Source organism: Piscinibacter sp. HJYY11, from assembly GCF_016735515.1.
In the GTDB taxonomy this organism is placed as follows: domain Bacteria; phylum Pseudomonadota; class Gammaproteobacteria; order Burkholderiales; family Burkholderiaceae_C; genus Rhizobacter.
Genome location: NZ_JAERQZ010000001.1, coordinates 3,054,743 through 3,072,982 on the forward strand (window position 1 = coordinate 3,054,743; position 18,240 = coordinate 3,072,982).

The 18,240-nt window shown below is 70.4% G+C and carries 21 protein-coding genes; 10 read left to right on the forward strand and 11 right to left on the reverse strand.

What is annotated here, in order from left to right:
- Positions 1–138: 138 nt before the first annotated feature.
- Together JI745_RS14190 and JI745_RS14195 are read left to right on the forward strand one after the other, a co-directional pair.
- Positions 139–1,068: a Tim44 domain-containing protein gene (locus JI745_RS14190; protein ID WP_201807945.1), complete on the forward strand. Its 930-nt coding sequence runs from the start codon at positions 139–141 to the stop codon at positions 1,066–1,068.
- A gap of 127 nt (positions 1,069–1,195) precedes the next feature.
- Positions 1,196–2,824: a patatin-like phospholipase family protein gene (locus JI745_RS14195; RefSeq protein WP_201807947.1), complete on the forward strand. Its 1,629-nt coding sequence runs from the start codon at positions 1,196–1,198 to the stop codon at positions 2,822–2,824.
- A 12-nt stretch (positions 2,825–2,836) separates the two neighbouring features.
- Here the strand turns inward: JI745_RS14195 and JI745_RS14200 are convergent, their stop codons facing one another.
- The 8 genes from JI745_RS14200 to phnG form a co-directional block, all read right to left on the reverse strand.
- Entirely contained in the window at positions 2,837–3,982 is a 1,146-nt protein-coding gene (locus JI745_RS14200) for an alpha-D-ribose 1-methylphosphonate 5-triphosphate diphosphatase (protein WP_201807949.1), read from the reverse strand.
- Between the two features lie 11 nt (positions 3,983–3,993).
- A complete protein-coding gene (gene phnL / locus JI745_RS14205; RefSeq protein WP_404932850.1) occupies positions 3,994–4,683 on the reverse strand; it encodes a phosphonate C-P lyase system protein PhnL in 690 nt (229 codons plus the stop codon).
- A gap of 76 nt (positions 4,684–4,759) precedes the next feature.
- Positions 4,760–5,539, reverse strand: coding sequence for a phosphonate C-P lyase system protein PhnK (phnK, locus tag JI745_RS14210; protein ID WP_201807958.1), 780 nt, complete (start codon positions 5,537–5,539; stop codon positions 4,760–4,762).
- Positions 5,536–5,988, reverse strand: a complete 453-nt coding sequence (locus JI745_RS14215) for a GNAT family N-acetyltransferase (RefSeq protein ID WP_201807971.1) — start codon at positions 5,986–5,988, stop codon at positions 5,536–5,538. Before JI745_RS14215 ends, phnK begins: the two co-directional genes overlap by 4 nt.
- Positions 5,978–6,823 (reverse strand): alpha-D-ribose 1-methylphosphonate 5-phosphate C-P-lyase PhnJ, encoded by an 846-nt coding sequence (locus JI745_RS14220; RefSeq protein ID WP_201807974.1) that lies wholly within the window; start codon positions 6,821–6,823, stop codon positions 5,978–5,980. The genes JI745_RS14215 and JI745_RS14220 overlap by 11 nt, the downstream gene beginning before the upstream one ends.
- The gene (locus JI745_RS14225; protein WP_201807977.1) at positions 6,820–7,893 is read right to left on the reverse strand and encodes a carbon-phosphorus lyase complex subunit PhnI; all 1,074 of its coding nucleotides are present in this window, start codon (positions 7,891–7,893) and stop codon (positions 6,820–6,822) included. Before JI745_RS14225 ends, JI745_RS14220 begins: the two co-directional genes overlap by 4 nt.
- Before the next feature lies 1 nt (position 7,894).
- Positions 7,895–8,506, reverse strand: coding sequence for a phosphonate C-P lyase system protein PhnH (gene phnH, locus JI745_RS14230; protein WP_201807985.1), 612 nt, complete (start codon positions 8,504–8,506; stop codon positions 7,895–7,897).
- Positions 8,503–8,967, reverse strand: a complete 465-nt coding sequence (gene phnG / locus JI745_RS14235; protein ID WP_236674993.1) for a phosphonate C-P lyase system protein PhnG — start codon at positions 8,965–8,967, stop codon at positions 8,503–8,505. The genes phnH and phnG overlap by 4 nt, the downstream gene beginning before the upstream one ends.
- 67 nt (positions 8,968–9,034) lie before the next feature.
- On the opposite strand from phnG, the gene phnF reads away from it, so the two are divergent.
- The 6 genes from phnF (at position 9,035) to upp (ending at position 14,449) form a co-directional block, all read left to right on the forward strand.
- A complete protein-coding gene (gene phnF, locus JI745_RS14240) occupies positions 9,035–9,799 on the forward strand; it encodes a phosphonate metabolism transcriptional regulator PhnF (RefSeq protein ID WP_201807988.1) in 765 nt (254 codons plus the stop codon).
- Complete coding sequence (locus tag JI745_RS14245) at positions 9,796–10,482, forward strand: DUF1045 domain-containing protein (RefSeq protein WP_201807991.1); 687 nt, start codon at positions 9,796–9,798, stop codon at positions 10,480–10,482. The genes phnF and JI745_RS14245 overlap by 4 nt, the downstream gene beginning before the upstream one ends.
- 111 nt (positions 10,483–10,593) lie before the next feature.
- A complete protein-coding gene (locus JI745_RS14250) occupies positions 10,594–11,208 on the forward strand; it encodes a phosphonate metabolism protein/1,5-bisphosphokinase (PRPP-forming) PhnN (protein ID WP_201807993.1) in 615 nt (204 codons plus the stop codon).
- Between the two features lie 117 nt (positions 11,209–11,325).
- Entirely contained in the window at positions 11,326–12,588 is a 1,263-nt protein-coding gene (locus tag JI745_RS14255; RefSeq protein ID WP_201807995.1) for a GTP cyclohydrolase II, read from the forward strand.
- Positions 12,578–13,792 carry a URC4/urg3 family protein gene (locus tag JI745_RS14260; RefSeq protein ID WP_404932851.1) on the forward strand — a complete coding sequence of 405 codons (1,215 nt, stop codon included), beginning with the start codon at positions 12,578–12,580 and terminating at the stop codon, positions 13,790–13,792. The genes JI745_RS14255 and JI745_RS14260 overlap by 11 nt, the downstream gene beginning before the upstream one ends.
- A gap of 24 nt (positions 13,793–13,816) precedes the next feature.
- A complete protein-coding gene (upp, locus tag JI745_RS14265) occupies positions 13,817–14,449 on the forward strand; it encodes a uracil phosphoribosyltransferase (protein WP_201807999.1) in 633 nt (210 codons plus the stop codon).
- Between the two features lie 4 nt (positions 14,450–14,453).
- Here the strand turns inward: upp and JI745_RS14270 are convergent, their stop codons facing one another.
- From JI745_RS14270 to JI745_RS14280, 3 genes are read right to left on the reverse strand one after another with little or no spacing between them, the layout of a single operon-like run.
- The gene (locus JI745_RS14270; RefSeq protein ID WP_201808002.1) at positions 14,454–14,951 is read right to left on the reverse strand and encodes a hypothetical protein; all 498 of its coding nucleotides are present in this window, start codon (positions 14,949–14,951) and stop codon (positions 14,454–14,456) included.
- A 59-nt stretch (positions 14,952–15,010) separates the two neighbouring features.
- Positions 15,011–15,382 (reverse strand): hypothetical protein, encoded by a 372-nt coding sequence (locus JI745_RS14275; RefSeq protein WP_201808004.1) that lies wholly within the window; start codon positions 15,380–15,382, stop codon positions 15,011–15,013.
- Positions 15,382–15,801, reverse strand: a complete 420-nt coding sequence (locus JI745_RS14280) for a secondary thiamine-phosphate synthase enzyme YjbQ (protein WP_201812554.1) — start codon at positions 15,799–15,801, stop codon at positions 15,382–15,384. Before JI745_RS14280 ends, JI745_RS14275 begins: the two co-directional genes overlap by 1 nt.
- Positions 15,802–15,873: 72 nt before the next feature.
- Here JI745_RS14280 and JI745_RS14285 point away from each other — a divergent pair, with 72 nt between their 5' ends.
- Entirely contained in the window at positions 15,874–16,905 is a 1,032-nt protein-coding gene (locus tag JI745_RS14285) for a metal-dependent hydrolase (protein WP_201808006.1), read from the forward strand.
- A 236-nt stretch (positions 16,906–17,141) separates the two neighbouring features.
- A complete protein-coding gene (gene hppD / locus JI745_RS14290) occupies positions 17,142–18,233 on the forward strand; it encodes a 4-hydroxyphenylpyruvate dioxygenase (protein WP_201808008.1) in 1,092 nt (363 codons plus the stop codon).
- Positions 18,234–18,240 lie beyond the last annotated feature (7 nt).

An 18,240-nucleotide genomic window follows, 5' to 3' on the forward strand; every position in this document is an offset into this window, starting at 1 on the left:
CGCACCGAGCCGGCCCCGGGGGAACTCGCCCGCGGGTTTTCCATCTGAAGGAATTCCTGCGAAGCGATGAGCCTTGCATCGGCGCCCCCCGGCCCCATGTCAACATCGTCCTTTCTTCAACCTGCGTCGAGAACCCCCATGAAACATGTCCTGCTGAGTGCCCTGATCGGCCTGCTGAGCCTCGGCTTCGTTGCCGAAGGCGTGGAGGCCAAGCGCCTGGGCGGGGGTGCGAACTCCGGCCTCAAGCGGCAGACGCCGCCGCCCCAGCCGGCCCAGCCCGTGCCGGCAAGCCCTGCGCCGACCCCCGGCGCCACCACGCCGGGTGCGGCAGCCGCCACGCCAGGCGCTGCTGCGGCGGCCGCCACGCCCAAGCGCTCGTGGATGGGCCCGGTCGCCGGCCTGGCCGCCGGCCTCGGCATCGCCGCGCTGCTGAGCCACTTCGGCCTGGGCGCCGGCCTGGCCAATTTCGTGACCATCCTGCTGATGCTGGTCGCGGCCTTCTTCGTGATCCGCTTCCTGATGCGCCGCTTCGGCCCGGCACGTTCGCCGTCGCTGGCCACGCCGCAGGGCATGCAGTTCGCCGGCCACGGCGCACCGAGCGGCGCCGCGACGGGCGCCCCGGCATTCGGCGCGGCGTCGGCCGCTGCAGGCGGCACCGCACTCCAGCCGCCGCGCAGCGCCAACCCGCTGCCCGCGGGCTTCGACACCGAGGCCTTCGTGCGCGTGGCCAAGCTGATCTTCATCCGCATGCAGGCCGCCAACGACGCGAACAACCTCGACGACCTGCGCCAGTTCTCCACGCCCGAGATGTTCGCGGTGTTCCGCCTCGAGCTGCAGGACCGCAAGGGCGCCACGCAGCGGACCGACGTGGTGCAGCTCGATGCCGAAGTGCTCGACTACGCCGAAGACAGCGGCCAGTACATCGTGAGCGTGCGCTTCCACGGCCTGATCCGCGAAGACGAGCAGAGCCCGGCGGCCCTCTTCGACGAGGTCTGGCACCTGGTGAAGCCCACCGACGGCAGCCGCGAGTGGGCGATCGCCGGCATCGCCCAGCGCGACGTGGTGTGAGCGCGCCCGCGCAGCGGCACCGCCGCTAGGGCCCCTCGGGGCCCGGTGACCGTGGCACGCCCGTGCCGCGGTACACCCTGATCTCGGTACAGTGAGCGGGGTCGGCTTCGGCCTTTCTTCCGCGCTCATGATCCCCATCACCGTCCCGACCGACCCCGGGCCCATCCACCAGCTCTCGCTCTCCGGAGGCGGCTTTCGCGCCGCCTTCTTCCACCTGGGGGCCCTGCACGCGCTGGCCGCACAGGGGCGGCTGCGCGAGCTGAAGATGCTCGTTACGATCTCGGGCGGCTCGATCGCGGCGGGCTTCTTCTTCCAGGAGTGGCTCGCGGCGGCGCGAAAAGGCGCGGTGAGCGACGACGAGCTGGCGCAATGCGCCCTGCGCGCGCAGCAGGCGCTCTTTCGCAAGAGCCGGCACAACCCGCGCCTGCGGGCGCTGGCCTCGGTGCGCGCGCTGAGCAGCGGCCTGGTGCGCAATGAGTTCGGCTTCTCGCAGGCCATGGCGCGCATCAACCGGCGCTGGCTGGGCGGGCTGCACAAGGTGGCCTCCACCGGCCTGTGGCCGGCGCCGCTGCCCGAGTGGCGCATTGCGTGCTCCGACTACGCGCACGGCAACCGCTGCGTGGTGGTGCTCGGCGACAAGGCGCTGCCGCGCCAGACCGACGCGAGCTACCTCACCATGAAGGACCTGCCGATCGCGCGCGCGATGGCCTCGTCGAGCGCGGTGCCGGGGGTCTTCGAGCCCATCCGCTGCGGCAAGCACCACCTGGGCGACGGTGGCGTGCTCGACAACCACGGCCTGCGCGAGTTCGACCCGTCGCTCGGCCACGCCACCTGCATCGACGCCTCGGCCCCCGTGCTGCCCATGGACCCGATCGACGGCTGGGCCACGCCGATGCGCGCGATGGACCTGATGATGGAGCAGACCCGCGGCGACGTGCTGCGCGCCCGCAACTGCACGCTGATCTCGCTGCGCGACCCGGTGGCGCAGCCGAGCGGGCTCGACTGGTGGACGCACCTGCGCGCCCTGCGCACCGACCTGGATGATTTCGCGGCCACCGAAGCCCACCTCCTGTTCCTGGCCGGCTACCAGAGCGCGATCGGCCGGCCCGACATCCCCACCGGTTGCCCGCCCGACATGACGGCGCTGTGGCGCACCATGAGCGAAGCCGCCGCGACCGAGTTGCCGAAGGAGCAGGCCCAGCACCTGGCCGACGCACGCGACGCCTGCCTGGACGACCTGGAGCGTGGCCGGCACGTGCTCTTCGCCGGCATGCAGAAGCGCTCGGCGGCCTCGGTGATGGTGACGCTCGGCTCGCTGTTCATGCTGAGCCTGACGGTGGTGATCCTCTTCGTGCTGGCCCGCCTGGCCTGGGGCTTCACCATCGGCCACTTCCCGCACGCGTGGCGCGCGATGTCGAGCAATGCCTTGCTGGTGCTCGGATGGGCCGCCGGTGCGGCGTGGCTCTACTGGCAGTTCTACACGCCGCGGGCCGGCGCGCTCTTCCACAACATGCGGCAGTGGTTCGGCGTGTTGACCGGGCCGCTCGTGCTGCCGGCCCTGGTGACGCTGTCGATCGCCTTGCGACTGAAGGTGGTGGCCTTCTCGAACCGCGACCTCACCGCCTGGGCCCGCTCGGCGCTGCTGCGCTACGAACGGCGGCGGCAGATGGCGGCATTGCAGCGCGAGGCGCAGCGCGCTGCGCAGGCCGCGGCGCAGGTCCCGCAGACCTCGGCGACCCGGCAGCCGCTGGAGTGACGGCCCAGGCCGCTACGCCACGCGGCGGCCCTGCACCCAGGTCTCGCGCACCAGCGGGTGGCCACCGATCTCGCGCACGCGCAGCAGGTCGCCGCGCAGGCCGGGGGCGATCTCGCCGCGGTCTTGCAGGCCCACCGCATGCGCAGCGTTGCGGGTGACGACCTTCACCGCGTCGGGGAGGCTGAAGCCGGCTTCGCCTGACAGCTGCCAGGCGGCGCGCAGCAGGCTGCTCGGCACGTAGTCGGACGACAGCGCATCCAGCACCCCTTCGCGGGCGAGCGTCATCGCGGCCACGTTGCCCGAGTGCGAGCCGCCGCGGATCACATTGGGGGCGCCCATCACGGTGCTGAGACCCAGGGCCTTGGCGCGCCTGGCGGCGGCGAGCGTGGTGGGGAACTCGCTCATGCTCGCGCCCAGCGCATGCGCCTCGTCGACATGCTCGACGGTGGTGTCGTCGTGCGTGGCCAGCGCGACGCCGTGCGTGTGCGCAAAGTCGGTGAACCAGGCACGGTTCGGCCTCGCGTACTGCAACTGGCGCTCCGGGGCGATGCGCACCTCGGCCTCGAACTGCTCGTTGCTCCAACCCTTCTTGCCGGTGTAGTAGACGCGGGCGTGCTCGATCTCGCTCCACTGGCGCTGGCCGGGGGTGTGGTCCATCAGCGAGATGAGGCGCAGGCGCGGGTGCTTCGCGAAGGGCTCGAAGAGCGCGCGTGCGTTGTGGGCCGGCAGCTCGCAGCGCACGTGGATCAGGTGGTCGGCGCGCAGCAGGCCCGCCTCGTCCAGCCGGTCGAGCACCTGCAGCAGCTCGCTCTGGTCCTTGGAGCGGAAACCTTCGTCGTACGGGTCGCCCACGCCGATGGCGTCGAGCACCGTCGTGATGCCGGCCGAGGCCACTTCGGCGTCGTGTGCCAGCACCGCGCCCAGCATGGGGAAGTTGACCTTGGGCCGCGGCGTGACGTGGCGCTCGAGGTTGTCGGTGTGCACCTCCACCAGGCCGGGCAGCAGGTAGTCGCCGTCGAGGTCGTGTGCATTCGGCACCGCGGTGTGGCCGGCGGCGATCTCGGTGATGCGGCCACCCTGCACGCGCACGTGGCCGTGCACCACCGCGTCGGCCAGCACGATGCGGGCGTTGCTGAGGATGAGATGGTCAGTGGTCATGGGATCGGTCCTCAGTGCAGGGAGACACAGCGGCTGGCCACCGCGTCGCGCACTTCCTCGTCGTGGAAGATGCCGACGATCGCGGTGCCGGCGGCGCGGGCCTGGTGGATCAGCTCGATGACGACGCGGCGGTTGGCCGCGTCGAGCGATGCGGTGGGCTCGTCGAGCAGCAGCAGGCGCGCGGGCTCGATGAAGCCGCGGGCGATGTTGACCCGCTGCTGCTCGCCGCCGGAGAAGGTGGCGGGGGGCAGCTCCCACAGGCCGGGCGGCAGGTTGAGGCGGGTGAAGAGGCGTCGCACTTCCTGTCGCGCCGCTTCCTGCGCTTCATCCGCATCGAGCCCGGGGCGGGCCTGCAGCCAGCGCTCGGCGACCACGTCGAGCGCGGGCACACGCGGCACGGCGCGCAGGAACTGGCTGACGTAGGCGATATCCTTGCGGCGCAGGGCCAGCATCTGCTGCGGTGTGGCCTGCGCGATGTCGATGCGGCCGTGACTCGCGTCGAACCAGATCGCGCCGCTGTCGGCGCCGTAGCTGCCGTAGAGGCATTTCATCAGCGTGCTCTTGCCCTGGCCCGAGGCGCCGAGCAGGGCCACGCACTCGCCGGGGTTCACGCTGAGCGACACGTCCTTCAGCACCGGCAGCTCGAGCCCGCCGCGCAGGTGCAGCGTGAAGTGTTTGGACAAGGATTCGATCTGCAACATGGTCATGTGAGCACCCTTCGCACTGCGTGCGGTCCCGCCAAGCGGGATTGAGCCCCTTCGGGCGGCCGGGCGGAGCTCACGGCGCCACCACGGAAGAAACGAGCAGCTGCGTGTACGCGTGCTGCGGATCGTCGAGCACCCGGTCGGTCAAGCCTTGCTCGACGATGCGGCCCTCGCGCATCACGAGCGTGCGGTGTGCGAGCAGGCGCGCCACGCCGAGGTCGTGCGTGACGATGATGGCCGAGAGGCGCAGCCGCGCCACCAGCAGGCGGATGAGGTCGAGCAGTCGCGCCTGCACCGACACGTCGAGGCCTGAGGTGGGCTCGTCCATCAGCACGAGGCGCGGACGGGTGACGAGGTTGCGCGCGATCTGCAGGCGCTGGCGCATGCCGCCGGAGAAGGCCCGCGGCGAATCGTCGATGCGCTCGGGCTGCAGCTCCACACGCTGCATCCATTCGGTGGCGGTGCTGCGCAAGCGGCCGTAGTGGCGGTCGCCCTGGCCCATCAGGCGCTCGCCGATGTTGGCGCCGGCGCTGACGTTCATGCGCAGGCCGAGGCTCGCGTCCTGCTGCACGTGGCCCCACTCGGTGCGCTCGAGCCGCCGGCGCTCGCGCTCGGTGAGGTGGTGCACGTCGAGCACCTCGCCGCTGGCGGCCGTGTAGAGCACCCGGCCCTGCGTCGGCTGCAGCCGGCCGGCGATGCAATTGAGCAGCGTGCTCTTGCCCGAGCCCGATTCGCCGACGAGGGCGATCACCTCGCCCGGGTGCAGCGCCAGGCTCGCGTCTTCCACCGCGAAGCGGCGGGCAAGGGGAAACTGGTGGTGCAGGCCTTGCACCTGGAGGAGGGGTTCTGTCATGGCGTCACCACGAAGCTGTAGCCGTGCCGCTCGAAGCCGAGCCGTTCATAGAAGGCATGGGCCTCCACCCGCTTCTGGTTGGACGACAGGGCGAGCTTGTAGCAGCCGGCCTCGCGCGCCAGTTCGCGGGCGTGTTCCATCATGCGGCGCCCGATGCCCTGGCCCTGCGCCTCGGGGTGCACGGCCACGTCTTCCACGACGGCCTCGGGCGCGCCGCTGTGCGCGAGCAAGGGCAGGATGAAGAGCGTGTAGGTGCCGACCGGCAGGCCGGCGAGCGAGAAGATGAAGACACGCACGCCGGGCGCGGCGGTGCGCATGCGGTCCCAGTTCATGCGCATCTCGGTCTCGTCGTGCGCGCCGCGGGTGTCGAGGCCCGCGGCGGTGTAGAGGTCGATCAGCGTGCGGATGTCGGTGCGCCGGGCTTCGCGCACGTCGAGTTCAGCGGGCATGGGGCGTCGTTCCTTCCTGTTGCTCACGGCACCAGTCGGTGTCGGAGCAGGTCCACAGGCGTTGGCCTTCGGCCTGCAGCACTTCGTCGAGGTAGCTGGTGGTGCAGCCGCACAGCGCACACGCGTGGCCGTGCGGCTCGATGGTGAAGGGGTGGTCTTCGAAGTCGAGGCACTTCACCTCGGTGTACGGCGGCACCGCGTAGATGCGTTTCTCGCGGCCGGCGCCGAAGAGCTGCAGCGCGGGCATGCGGTGCATCTTCGGGTTGTCGAAGCTCGGGATGGGCGAGGGCGACATCACGTAGCGCTGGTTCACGAGCACCGGGTAGTCGTAGGTGGTCTCCACACGGCCCCAGTGCGCGAGGTCTTCGTAGAGCTTCACGTTGACGAGGCCGTATTCCTCGCAGGCGTGCAGCTTGAGCGTCTCGCTGCGGCGCGCTTCCAGGCGGTAGAGCGGCTCGGGCTGCGGCACCTGGTAGACGAGCACCTGGTTCTCCGTGAGCGGCGCTTCGGGGATGCGGTGGCGCGTCTGGATCACGGTGGCCTCGCGCGTGCGCTCGGTCGTCTGCACACCGGCGGTGCGGGCGAAGAACTGGCGGATGTTGACGGCGTTGGTGGTGTCGTCGCTGCCCTGGTCGATGACCTTGAGCACGTCGTGCTGGCCGAGGATGGCGGCGGTGACCTGGATGCCGCCGGTGCCCCAGCCGTAGGCAAGCGGCATCTCTCTGGAGCCGAACGGCACTTGGTGGCCGGGGATGGCGACCGCTTTCAGGATCGCTCTGCGGATCATGCGTTTCGACCGCTCATCGAGATAAGCGAAGTTGTAGCCCTGCATCATTGGTCGAACTCCTCGCGCAGCTTGCGGATCAATTGAAGCTCCGACTCGAATGTCACGTAGTGCGGCAGCTTCAGGTGCTGCACGAAGCCCGAGGCCTCGATGCTGTCGCCCTGCGGCAGCACGAACTCCTGCTGTTGCACCGGCGCGGTCACGTCTTCGCCGAACTCGTCGGCGCGCAGCGCCCGGTCGACCAGCGACATGGCCATCGCCTTGCGCTCGCCGTGGCCGTAGACGAGGCCGTAGCCGCAGGTGAACTGCGGCGGCACGCTCGCCGAGCCGGCGAACTGGTTGACCATCTGGCACTCGGTCACCTCGATCTCGCCGACGACGATGGGGAAGCCCAGCTCATCGGGCACCAGCTCGACGGCCACCGCGCCGTAGCGGATGTCGCCACCGAAGGGGTGGGTGTGGGCATAGCCGCGCTGCGTGGCGTAGGCCATGCCGAGCACCCAGCCTTCGTCGGCGCGCGCGAGCATCTGCAGGCGTGCGCTGCGCGGCAGCGGGAAGACGGGCGGGTTGCGGGTGATGTCAGGGGGCGCGGGGTCGCCGTCGCTCGGCGCGCTGGCTTCGACCAGGCCTTCGGCGATGAGCGCCTCCAGCGCATGGGGCACCGTGGTGTCGTGCGAGTCGTCCGTTGCGTCGGTGGCCCGGGGTGCGGGGCCTGTGTCGAGCAAGGAGAAGTCGAGCAGCCGCTGCGTGTAGTCGTAGGTCGGGCCGAGCAACTGGCCGCCTGGCAAGTCCTTGAAGATGGCCGAGACACGCCGGCGCACCTGCATGCGCGCGGTGTCGATCGGCTCGGTGGTGGCCAGCAGCGGCAGCGTGGTGCGGTAGGCCCGCAGCAGGAAGACGGCCTCGACCGCATCGCCGCGCGCCTGCTTGAGCGCGAGCGCGGCGAGCTCGGGGTCGTAGAGCGAGGCCTCGGCCATCACGCGGTCGACCAGCAGGCCGAGCTGTTCGCGGATCTGCGCGACTTCGAGCTCACGCACCGCGGGGTCGCCGCGGCGCGCGGCGGCGAGCAGCGCACGTGAAGCTTCGATGGCGGCTTCTCCGCCCTTGACGGCGATGTACATGTCAGGTGGCCTCCATCGTGATACGCGTGGAGCGCGGCACGGCGATGAGCTGCGAGCCGCAGACGATCAAAAGGTCGACACCGCGCGGGAAATGCTGTTCCTGCGCGATGCGCTGTTGCCAGAACGCCGTCGACAGACCGCACAGGCCGATGCGCTGGGTGTGCTCGATGCCGGGGCCGCTGAGCACGAGCGACTGGCCGGCGAGCGTGGTGGTGTCGACGATCAGCGTGGCACCGTGTTGTGGCGATTCGTCGGTGCCGAGGCGCAGGTTGTCGAGGCGTGCGTCGGCCGCCCGCACGGCGACGAAGTCGGCCGCTTCGCGCGCGGTGGGCTGCACGCCGGTGTGGAAACGCGCGTACATCCACGCCGCATCGCTCGCGAGCGGGCCTTCGAGGTGCAGCGAGGTTTCGGCGTCGAGCAGCGTGAGCAGCAAGGCGGTCAGGCCCCGAGAGAGCGGCGCCGGCGCCTGCAGGCCATCGCTCGCATCGAGCGTCTGCAGCCGGCCGGGGCGCGAGAGGGCGTCGAGCACGGCGCGGAAGACGGCCTGCGCGTCGTGGGTCGCATCGGCAAAGCCGCGCGGCATGTTGGCCAGCAGTTCGGCATTCGCGTTCATGCGCTCACCTCCGGCTTCAGCGTGTAGAACGACACCCGGCTCGCTGCATGGCGCGCACGCTCGGCCGCGATCACCTCGTCGCGCGCCGCTTTCAGCGGCCCGATCACCTCGCGCTGCAGCGCGTCGCGCAGCGTCGGCTGCTGCAGGAGCGCATCGAGCTGCGCGATCCAGCGCGCCCGCTCGTCGTCACGCCCGAGCACATGCCCGACGCCCGCCGTGGTGTGGCCGTCGATGGTCACGCGGGCAATGCAGCGCGTGAGCGTGGCCTCGCCGAGGTTGAAGCGGTCTCCACGGTTGGCGATCCGCCCGCGCACCATTGCAAGCCCGGTCTCGGGCTCGCGCAGCCACTCGAAACGGTGCTCGGCCACCCGCGCCACCGCGCGCTGGGCCAGCGCGTCACGCGGTGCCAGCGCCAGCACGGCGAGCCAGGCTTGGCGAGAGGAATCAGGCGTTGAGGTCATGTCCATGTCATCTAGATGACTTTAGAATGACCCGACTTTAGCGCTTCTGCCATGACAGCTTTTTGACATGACCCTCAACGCATCGTCCGTTCCCGCCGACAGTCCCGAGACACCGAGCAGCGTGCGCCGCTGGGAGGCCATCGCCGCCGAGCTGCGGCAGGACATCGTGCAAGGCCGCCTCACCCCCGGCCAGAAGCTGCCGAACGAGGCCACGCTGGCCGAACGCTTCGAGGTCAACCGCCACACCCTGCGCCAGGCGGTGCAGTCGCTCGCGCAGGAAGGCTTCGTGCGAGTGGTGCAAGGCAGCGGCACCTACGTGCGCGAGCTGGTGCTCGACTACGCGCTGCAGCGCCGCACGCGCCTCTCGCAAAACCTCGCCGCCGCCGGCGAGACGGCCGACCGCGAGCTGCTCGGCCACGAGCTCGCCCGCGCCGGCGAGTGGGCGCGCGACCTGGGGCTCTCCGCCACGGCCAAGGTGCAGCTGCTCTACACCCGCGCCAGCGTGCGCGGCCGGCCGATCAACCTCGCCACCTCGGCCTACCCGCTGCCGCGGCTGGCCGGCATGGCCGAGGCAATGGCCCGTCACGGCAGCATCACGAAGGCGCTGCAGTCGCTCGGCGTGGCCGACTACACCCGTGCGCGCAGCGTGGTCTCGTGCCGCCTGCCGACGGTGGCCGAGGCCGATGCGCTGGCCCGCCCGGTCACCCAGCCGGTGCTGGTGGTGCGCTATCTCAACGTCGACGGCGAAGGCCAGCCGGTGGAGGCGGGTCGCACGCTGTTTGCTGCAGATGCCGTGCAGCTCACGGTCGAGCCCGAGCCGCAGGAGACATGAACCACCGCTACGCGCTCTATTACGCCCCGCCCCCCACGCACCCGCTCTGGCGCGCCGGCTGCGAGTGGCTGCAACGAGACCCTTCCAGCCCCGAGGCGCCGCCGCCGCAGCGTGCCCATGTGCGCGAGCCCTGGCGCTATGGCTTCCACGCCACGCTGAAGCCGCCGATGCGCCTGGCCGAAGGGCGCGACGAGGCGAGCCTGCACGACGCGATCGACCGGCTCGCGCAGCGCACGCCGGCGTTTGCGATGCCGGCCTTGTCGGTGCAATGGTTGAGCGGCTTCCTGGCGATCCGCCCGGCCGCCGAGCCGCTGTCACGCCGGCACCCGCTGCACCGCCTGGCCGACGATGCGGTGGCCCAGCTCGACGCCTGGCGCGCGCCGCCCACGCCCGAGGAAACGCAGCGCCGACTGAAGCTCCGGCTCGACGACGAGCAGCAGGATTTGCTGCAACGCTACGGCTACCCGCACGTGATGGCGCGCTGGCGCTTCCACATGACGCTCACCGATTCGCTCCCGCACGACATGGGCCTGCGGGCAGCCCTGCAGCGCGAGACGGAGCGCCACTTCAAGACAGCGCTGGCGCAGCCGCTGGTGTGCGATGCGATCTGCCTCTTCGTCGAGCCGGCGCCGGGCGTGCCCTTCCGGCTGGTGCAGCGCTTCGCCCTCGCTCCCCCGCCGTAGCCCCATTGGCCCCGTTGCCAGTGCGGGCACCGTTGGGCGACAGCGAATTGCCGCAACATCGGGCCCCTTGTCATCGACCCGCCACACAGCGCCACCAGACTGACGCCCCTCATGCGGCACCACGACCTCGCCCAGCACCTGCACACCCACAGCCAGCACCTGCTGGTGGTGGTCGGCCGATCGGGTGTGGGCAAGGACGCGGTGATCGGCGCCTGGCTGCGCCGCTTCCCGGCCGGTGCGCGGCCGCACCTGGCGCAGCGCGTCATCACCCGCGAGCGCCACAGCAGCGAAGACCACGAGCCGGTCACGGTCGCCGACTTCCTGGGCATGGCGGCCGGGGGCTACTTCGGCTTCCGATGGCAGGCCCACGGGCTGCATTACGGCGTGCGCTGGTCCGAGCTGGCACCGCTGCGCGAAGGCCGCTGCGTGGTGCTCAACGGCTCGCGCCAGCACCTGCCGCAGCTGCGCGAAGTGGCCCCGCAGGCGCGCGTGGTCGAGATCGTGCTGCCCGACGCGCTGCGCGCCGCCCGCCTGCACGGCCGCGGCCGCGAGACACCCGCCGAACTGGGCAGCCGGCTCTCGCGCACCGCACCCGACAGCGGCGCCGACCTCGTCATCGACAACAGCGGCCCGCTCGACGACACCGTGGCCGGGCTGCACGCCTGGTGGTCGGCGAGCGCCCTGGCTCCATTGGCTCCTCGCACGCGCCAGCCGGCGCAACCGTGAACCACTGCTCGGCCGCGACGGTGGCCCGCGCCTTGCTCCACCCTTCAAAGGCGCGACAGCGCGACGGTTGACGGCGTATGCTCACTCGCGTCGTCACCACAGAGGAGCGACGCATTCATGAGCAGCGACAAGGTCGGCGAGGCACGGGCTTCCAAGCACATCCGCCTCACTTCGCACCCCGGGCCCAACGCAACACCCGGCATCGTCTGGGGCGCCCCCACGCCCGAAGAGCGCGGGCCGGTGATCGGCACCACGACGAACCGCCAGCACCGCAACGTGGTCGGCACGCACAGCGGCAGCTACGGCGTCTACCGTGCGCTGGCGGTCGCCGCCGGCAACCTGGTGAAAGGCCACCGCGCCGACCTCACCAACACCGCGCCCACCACACCCATCGGCCCCTACCCGCAGTGGGGCGACCCGCACAAGATCGTGTCGCTCGACCCCTGGGGAGCGGCGGTCGGCGAGGTGTTCGCCGAGCAGATCGCCGCCGGCTATGACATCCGCCCGACCATCGCGGTGACACAGGCGCATGTGCACCTGCCCGAGATCAAGCAGGCCATCGCCTTCCAGCGGCTGAAGACCGACGGGAAGATCCTGCTCGACGACGCCTCGGCGGTGGTGACCAAGGTGGCCGTCGAGCCGGTGTGGTGGATCGAGGGCGTGGCCAAACGCTTCAACGTGAGCGAGGCCGACCTGCGGCGCGTGATGTTCGAAGAGACCGGTGGCATGTACCCCGAGCTCGTGACGCGCAGCGACATCGGCATCTTCCTGCCGCCGATCGGCGGGCAGACGCTCTACATCTTCGGCGACCCGCGCGACCTGGCGAACCCCGAGGTGACGCTCACCGCGCGGGTGCACGACGAGTGCAACGGGTCGGACGTGTTCGGCTCCGACATCTGCACCTGCCGGCCCTACCTCACGCATGCCATCGAAGAGTGCATCAAGGGCGCCCAGCAAGGCGGCGTGGGCCTGATCGCCTACAGCCGCAAGGAAGGGCGTGCGCTCGGCGAGGTGACGAAATTCCTCGTCTACAACGCGCGCAAGCGCCAGGTGGGCGGCGACAGCGCCGACAAGTATTTCCTGCGCACCGAGTGCGTGGCCGGCGTGCAGGACATGCGCTTCCAGGAGCTGATGCCCGACGTGCTGCACTGGCTGGGCGTGAGGAAGATCCACCGCCTGGTGAGCATGAGCAACGACAAGTACGACGCCATCACGGGCAGCGGCATCGAGGTGGGCGAGCGCGTCAAGATCCCCGACGAGCTGGTGCCGGCCGATGCAAAGGTGGAGATCGAAGCCAAGATCGCGGCGGGTTACTTCACCGACGGGGCGGTGCCTGACGACGCGAAGCTCGCCGCCACGAAAGGGCGGGATCTTGTCTGACCCCGCCGCCCTGCTCCGCTCTCCTGCCACCATCCGCGAGCGCTGCCGCAACATTCTTGCGGCGGTGGAGGCTGGCCAGTCCAGGCACTTCACCCTGCACCGCAGCCAGCTCGACGAAGTGGCACGGCGCGTGGAGCAGGTGACACGCCGGCAATACCCCGAGCTGCGCATTCCCTACCACTCGCGCTGGCGGCACTTCGAAGCCGGCGGTGTGAACCGCCGCGGCGAACTCGAGCTGCTGCTGGAGGGGCGCGACGCGGCCGAGCAGGCGCAGGCGCACATCGACCTCACCGTGATGAGCGTGCTGCTCGACGCCGGCGCTGGGCCCGACTGGCGCTACGACGAGAACGGCACGTCGTTCACCCGCTCCGAAGGCCTGGGCGTGGCGACCTTCCGCGCCTTCATCGCCGGCGCTTTCTCGAGCGACCCGCTGGACCCCTTGCGCGTCGACGCCGAAGCGCTGCAAGGGGTGGACGAAGCACTGCTCGCGCGGGTGTTCCAGGTGCGCGACGACAACCCGCTCGTCGGCCTCTCCGGCCGCGCCACGCTGATGCGCCGCCTGGGCGAGACGCTGGCCGCGCAGCCCGAGGTCTTCGGCGACGACGGCCGGCCCGGCGGGCTCTACGACACGCTCACGCAGCGCGGCCAGCTCGACCGCCTGCCCGCCCCCGCGGTGCTGCAGGCCCTGCTCGACCACCTGGGCCCGATCTGGCTCACCGGCAGCAGCCTGCAAGGCACACCGCTCGGCGACTGCTGGCCGCACCCGGCCGCCGGCGGCAGCGGGCTCACCGCGGGCTGGGTGCCCTTCCACAAGCTCAGCCAGTGGCTGACCTACTCGCTGCTCGAGCCCTTCGAATGGGCCGGCGTGACGCTCACCGAGCTCGATGGCCTGACCGGCCTGCCCGAGTACCGCAACGGCGGCCTGCTGCTCGACTCGCGCGTGATCGTGCCGCGCGACCCGAGCTTCGCCGCCCGCACCCACACCGCGGCCGACGAGGCCATCGTCGAATGGCGCGCGCTCACCGTCGCGCTGATCGACGAACTCGCGCCGCTGGTGCGCGAGCGGCTGCACAAGAAGGCCGAGGAGATGCCGCTCGCGTGCATCCTCGAAGGCGGCACCTGGGCCGCCGGCCGCGAGATCGCCAAGACGCTGCGCGAAGGCAACCCGCCGCTCAAGATCGAGAGCGACGGGACCGTGTTCTGAGGCCACCTCACCCGACAAGCGACCATGACCGCACAGATCCACCACATCACCCACCCGCTCATCCAGCACAAGCTCACGCTCATGCGCGAGAAAGACCGCAGCACCAACAGCTTCCGCCGCCTGCTCGGCGAGATCAGCATGCTGATGGCGTATGAAGTGACGCGCGACATGCCCACGCAGCTGATCGACATCGAGACGCCGCTCGAGAAGATGCAGAGCCCGGTGATCGACGGCAAGAAGACGGTGTTCGTGTCGATCATGCGGGCCGGCGCGGGTTTCCTCGACGGCATGCTCAACGTGATCCCGGGCGCGCGCATCGGCCACGTCGGGCTGTACCGCGACCCGAAGACGCTGGTGGCGGTGGAGTACTACTTCAAGATGCCGGCCGACATGCACGAGCGCGACGCGATCGTGCTCGACCCGATGCTCGCCACCGGCAACTCGGCGGTGGCGGCAGTCGATCGGCTGAAGGAGACGAATCCGAAGTCGATCCGCTTCGTGTGCCTGCTGGCCGCACCCGAGGGGCTGAAGCATTTCACCGAATCGCACCCCGACGTGCCGGTCTACGTGGCGGCCATCGACCGCGAACTCAACGAGCACGGCTACATCGTGCCGGGCCTCGGCGACGCGGGGGACCGGATCTTCGGGACGAAGTGACGCGCTAGGGCTGGCGTTTGCCGCGAGGCGATGCCTGCAGCCCGGCCCGCGTGGTCCTGAGCTCGTGCAGGCAGGCAGCGCTGCACGCCTTGCCCTTGGCGCTGGTGCGCAAGGCCTCGTCGGCCTCGATGATGCGCATGCGGCGGCGCAGCTCGCGCACGGTCTGCATCACCGTCCATGACGGAACGGAGGCACACACCTTCGGCACCTCGGCCAATGTCACGCGCGATAGCACGAGGCCGGTGCAGCGGCCGAGCGCGGTGCGCAGCGACTCGGTGTGGGCGTCGGTCGTGTCCGAGCGGCGACCGCGGCTCAGCTCGACGGTGAGGCCCACGGCGCGGGCCACGCAGCCCTCGGTGTCGCGGTGCAGCAGGGCGAGCTCGAAGGCGTTGGTGCTCAGGTGCTCGTTCACCGCCTCGGCGCCGTGCTGCCTGAAGCGTTGTTCCAGGTCGTTGGTCACCGGCTCGACGGCCTGCGCCACCGGCGACCACCAGAGGGTCATCGCCACGACGACGAGGGCGCAGACACGGCGGGTCGATGCCGGTGCCAGAGCGCCCGCCCTCAGACCCGTGGCCGGCCCTGCAGCCGCACGTAGCCGCCGAAGGCCGCCAGCGCGATCGAGGCCAGCACGTACAGCACCATCGCGCGCGGCGAGACACGGAAGGCCAGCAGCGACATCAGCGCGCCCAGCACGCCGACGACGAGCACGTGGCGCCAGGCGTGGCTGCGGGCGTGGCGCGCCGCCAGGTAGCCGCCGGCCACCGGCGGCAACGCGAAGCTCAGGATCGCGAGCAGCGCCGTCATGAGCGTCAGCGCATCGGCGCTCAGCGTGCGGTTGACGAGCGCCAGCGCCGCGGCGAGCACGATGCCCGGCACCAGGTAGGCGACGACGAGGACGAAGAGGAGGACTTTCCAGTCGAGCGGCTTGTTCATCACGCACCCACCAGATGCAGCACCACCTCGCGCCGGTGCGGCCGCGTGCGGTGCTCCCACAGGTAGATGCCCTGCCAGGTGCCGAGCACCGGGCGCCCCTCGGCCAGCGGAATCGACAGCTGCACCGCGGTGAGCGCCGCGCGCACGTGCGCCGGCATGTCGTCGGGCCCTTCGTCCTGGTGGCGGAAAAGCGGGTCGCCATCCGGCACCAGGCGGGCGAAGAAGCGGTCGAGGTCGGCGCGCACGTCGGGGTCGGCGTTTTCCTGGATCACGAGGCTGGCGGAGGTGTGGCGCACGAAGACGGTCAGCAGCCCCTCGCGCAGGCCGCTGGCGGCCACCCACTCGGCCACCGGATGGGTGATCTCGACGAGACCGCGGCCGCGGGTGGCAATGTGGAGCGTGGTGCGGGTCTGCTGCAGCATGGTGGCCTGCAAGATTACGCCAGACCGGGCATGCTGGCGGCCGCTGCGTCATCTTCACGACACCATTGCATGGACTCTCTCTCCCAGATCGCCCTCGGCGCCTCGGTCGGCATCGCGGTCATGTGCGGCTCGCGGGCCGCCGGCAGCCGCCGCACCGCGGTTTGGAAACCGGCGTTGTGGGGTGCCGTGTGCGGCACCCTGCCCGACCTCGATGTCTTCGTCGACCACGGCGACGCCATCCGCAACATGGTGCTGCACCGCTCGGAGTCGCACGCGCTCTTCTGGCTCAGCGTGCTCTCGCTGCCGCTGGCGGCGCTCATCGCGAGGCTGCACGGCGAGTGGGCGTCCTGGCGCCGCTGGTGGCTGGCGGTGTGGCTGATGCTCGTGACCCACCCGCTGCTCGATGCGATGACGGTCTACGGCACGCGACTGCTGCTGCCCTTCACCGACCAGCCGTATGGGGTGGGCAGCATCTTCATCATCGACCCGCTGTACACCGTGCCGCTGCTGGTGGGCGGGCTGTGGGCGCTGTTCGCGCGCGGCAGCGCGGCCGGCTTGAAGGCGAATGCCGCGGGGCTGGTGCTCAGCACCGCCTACCTCGCGTGGAGCGCCCTGGCCCAGGCTCACGTCGAGCGCATCGCCCGTGAGTCGCTGCAAGCGCAGGGCGTGAAGGCGACGCAGGTGCTGGTCACGCCCACCGCCTTCAACACCGTGCTCTGGCGCGTGGTGGCGATCGAAGGCGACCGCTACCACGAGGGCTTCCGCTCGCTGCTCGACGGGGCGCGGCCGATGCAGTTCGACGCCTTCCTGCGCGGCCTGTCGCTCATGCCCGCGCTGCAGCCGATCGAGGGCGTGCAACGGGTCGCCGACTTCAGCCGCGGCTACTTCAAGCTGCACGAGGAGGGCGCCCGGCTCGTCATCACCGACCTGCGCATGGGGCAGGAGCCGACCTACACCTTCAGCTTCGCGGTCGCCGAGCGGCACAGCCAGGCCGCACCGCTGCAGCCGCCCGTTGCCCAGGGCCGCAGGCCCGATCCGCAGCGGGCCCTGCCATGGCTGTGGCGACGGGCGCTGGGGGAACCGCTGCCGCCACCGCGCTGAGCGCCGCCACACCGCCAAAGCCGACACCGCTCGCCGGGAATGGGCCCGAGCGCTATGCTCGGCGCGTGGACACCACCGCCATCGCCTCCCATGCCCGTCTGGCCCCGCTGGCCATGACCTTCGGGGAGCACTTGGCCGCCTCCGTGCGCGGCCTGCCCTGCGCGCCGCCCGGTCGTTGAGCGCCCGGCAGTTCTCCGTGAACTGCGTCCTCAACACCTCACGCACAGGAGCACACCATGCCCGATCTCTTCGACAACCCCATGGGACTGATGGGGTTCGAGTTCGTCGAATTCGCCTCGCCCACGCCCAACACCCTGGAGCCGCTCTTCGAGCAGATGGGCTTCAGCCTCGTCGCCCGCCACCGCAGCAAGGACGTGCTGCTCTACCGCCAGGGCGACATCAACTTCATCGTCAACCGCGAGCCTAAGAGCCTGGCCGGCTACTTCGCCGCCGAGCACGGGCCGAGCGCGTGTGCGATGGCCTTCCGCGTGAAGGACTCGCACAAGGCCTACTACCGCGCGATCGAGCTCGGCGCGCAGCCGGTCGACGTGCCCACCGGGCCGATGGAGCTGAAGCTGCCGGCGATCAAGGGCATCGGCGGTGCGCCGCTGTACCTCATCGACCGCTATGAAGATGGCAAGAGCATCTACGACATCGACTTCGAGTTCCTGCCCGCCTACGAGGACCCAGTGGCGCGCCACCCCAGAGGCCACGGCTTCAAGATCATCGACCACCTCACGCACAACGTGTACCGCGGGCGCATGGCCTTCTGGGGTGGTTTCTACGAGAAGCTCTTCAACTTCCGCGAGATCCGCTACTTCGACATCAAGGGCGAGTACACGGGCCTCACCAGCCGCGCGATGACGGCGCCCGACGGGCTGATCCGCATCCCGCTTAACGAAGAGGCGGGCAAGGGCTCGGGCCAGATCGAAGAGTTCCTGATGAAGTTCAACGGCGAGGGCATCCAGCACATCGCGCTGCTGACCGACGACCTGATCGCAAGCGTCGACGCGCTGCAGCTCGCGGGCGTGAAGCTGCAGACCGCGCCGAACGACATCTATTACGAGATGCTGGCCGAGCGACTGCCCGGCCACGGCGAGCCGGTGAAGGAACTGCAGACACGCGGCATCCTGCTCGACGGCAGCACGGCCAACGGCGAGAAGCGCCTGCTGCTGCAGATCTTTTCGCAGAACCTGCTGGGCCCCGTGTTCTTCGAGTTCATCCAGCGCAAGGCCGACGAGGGCTTCGGCGAAGGCAATTTCAAGGCACTGTTCGAATCGCTGGAGCGCGACCAGATCCGCCGCGGCGCATTGAAAGTCGAGGTCTGACGATGGA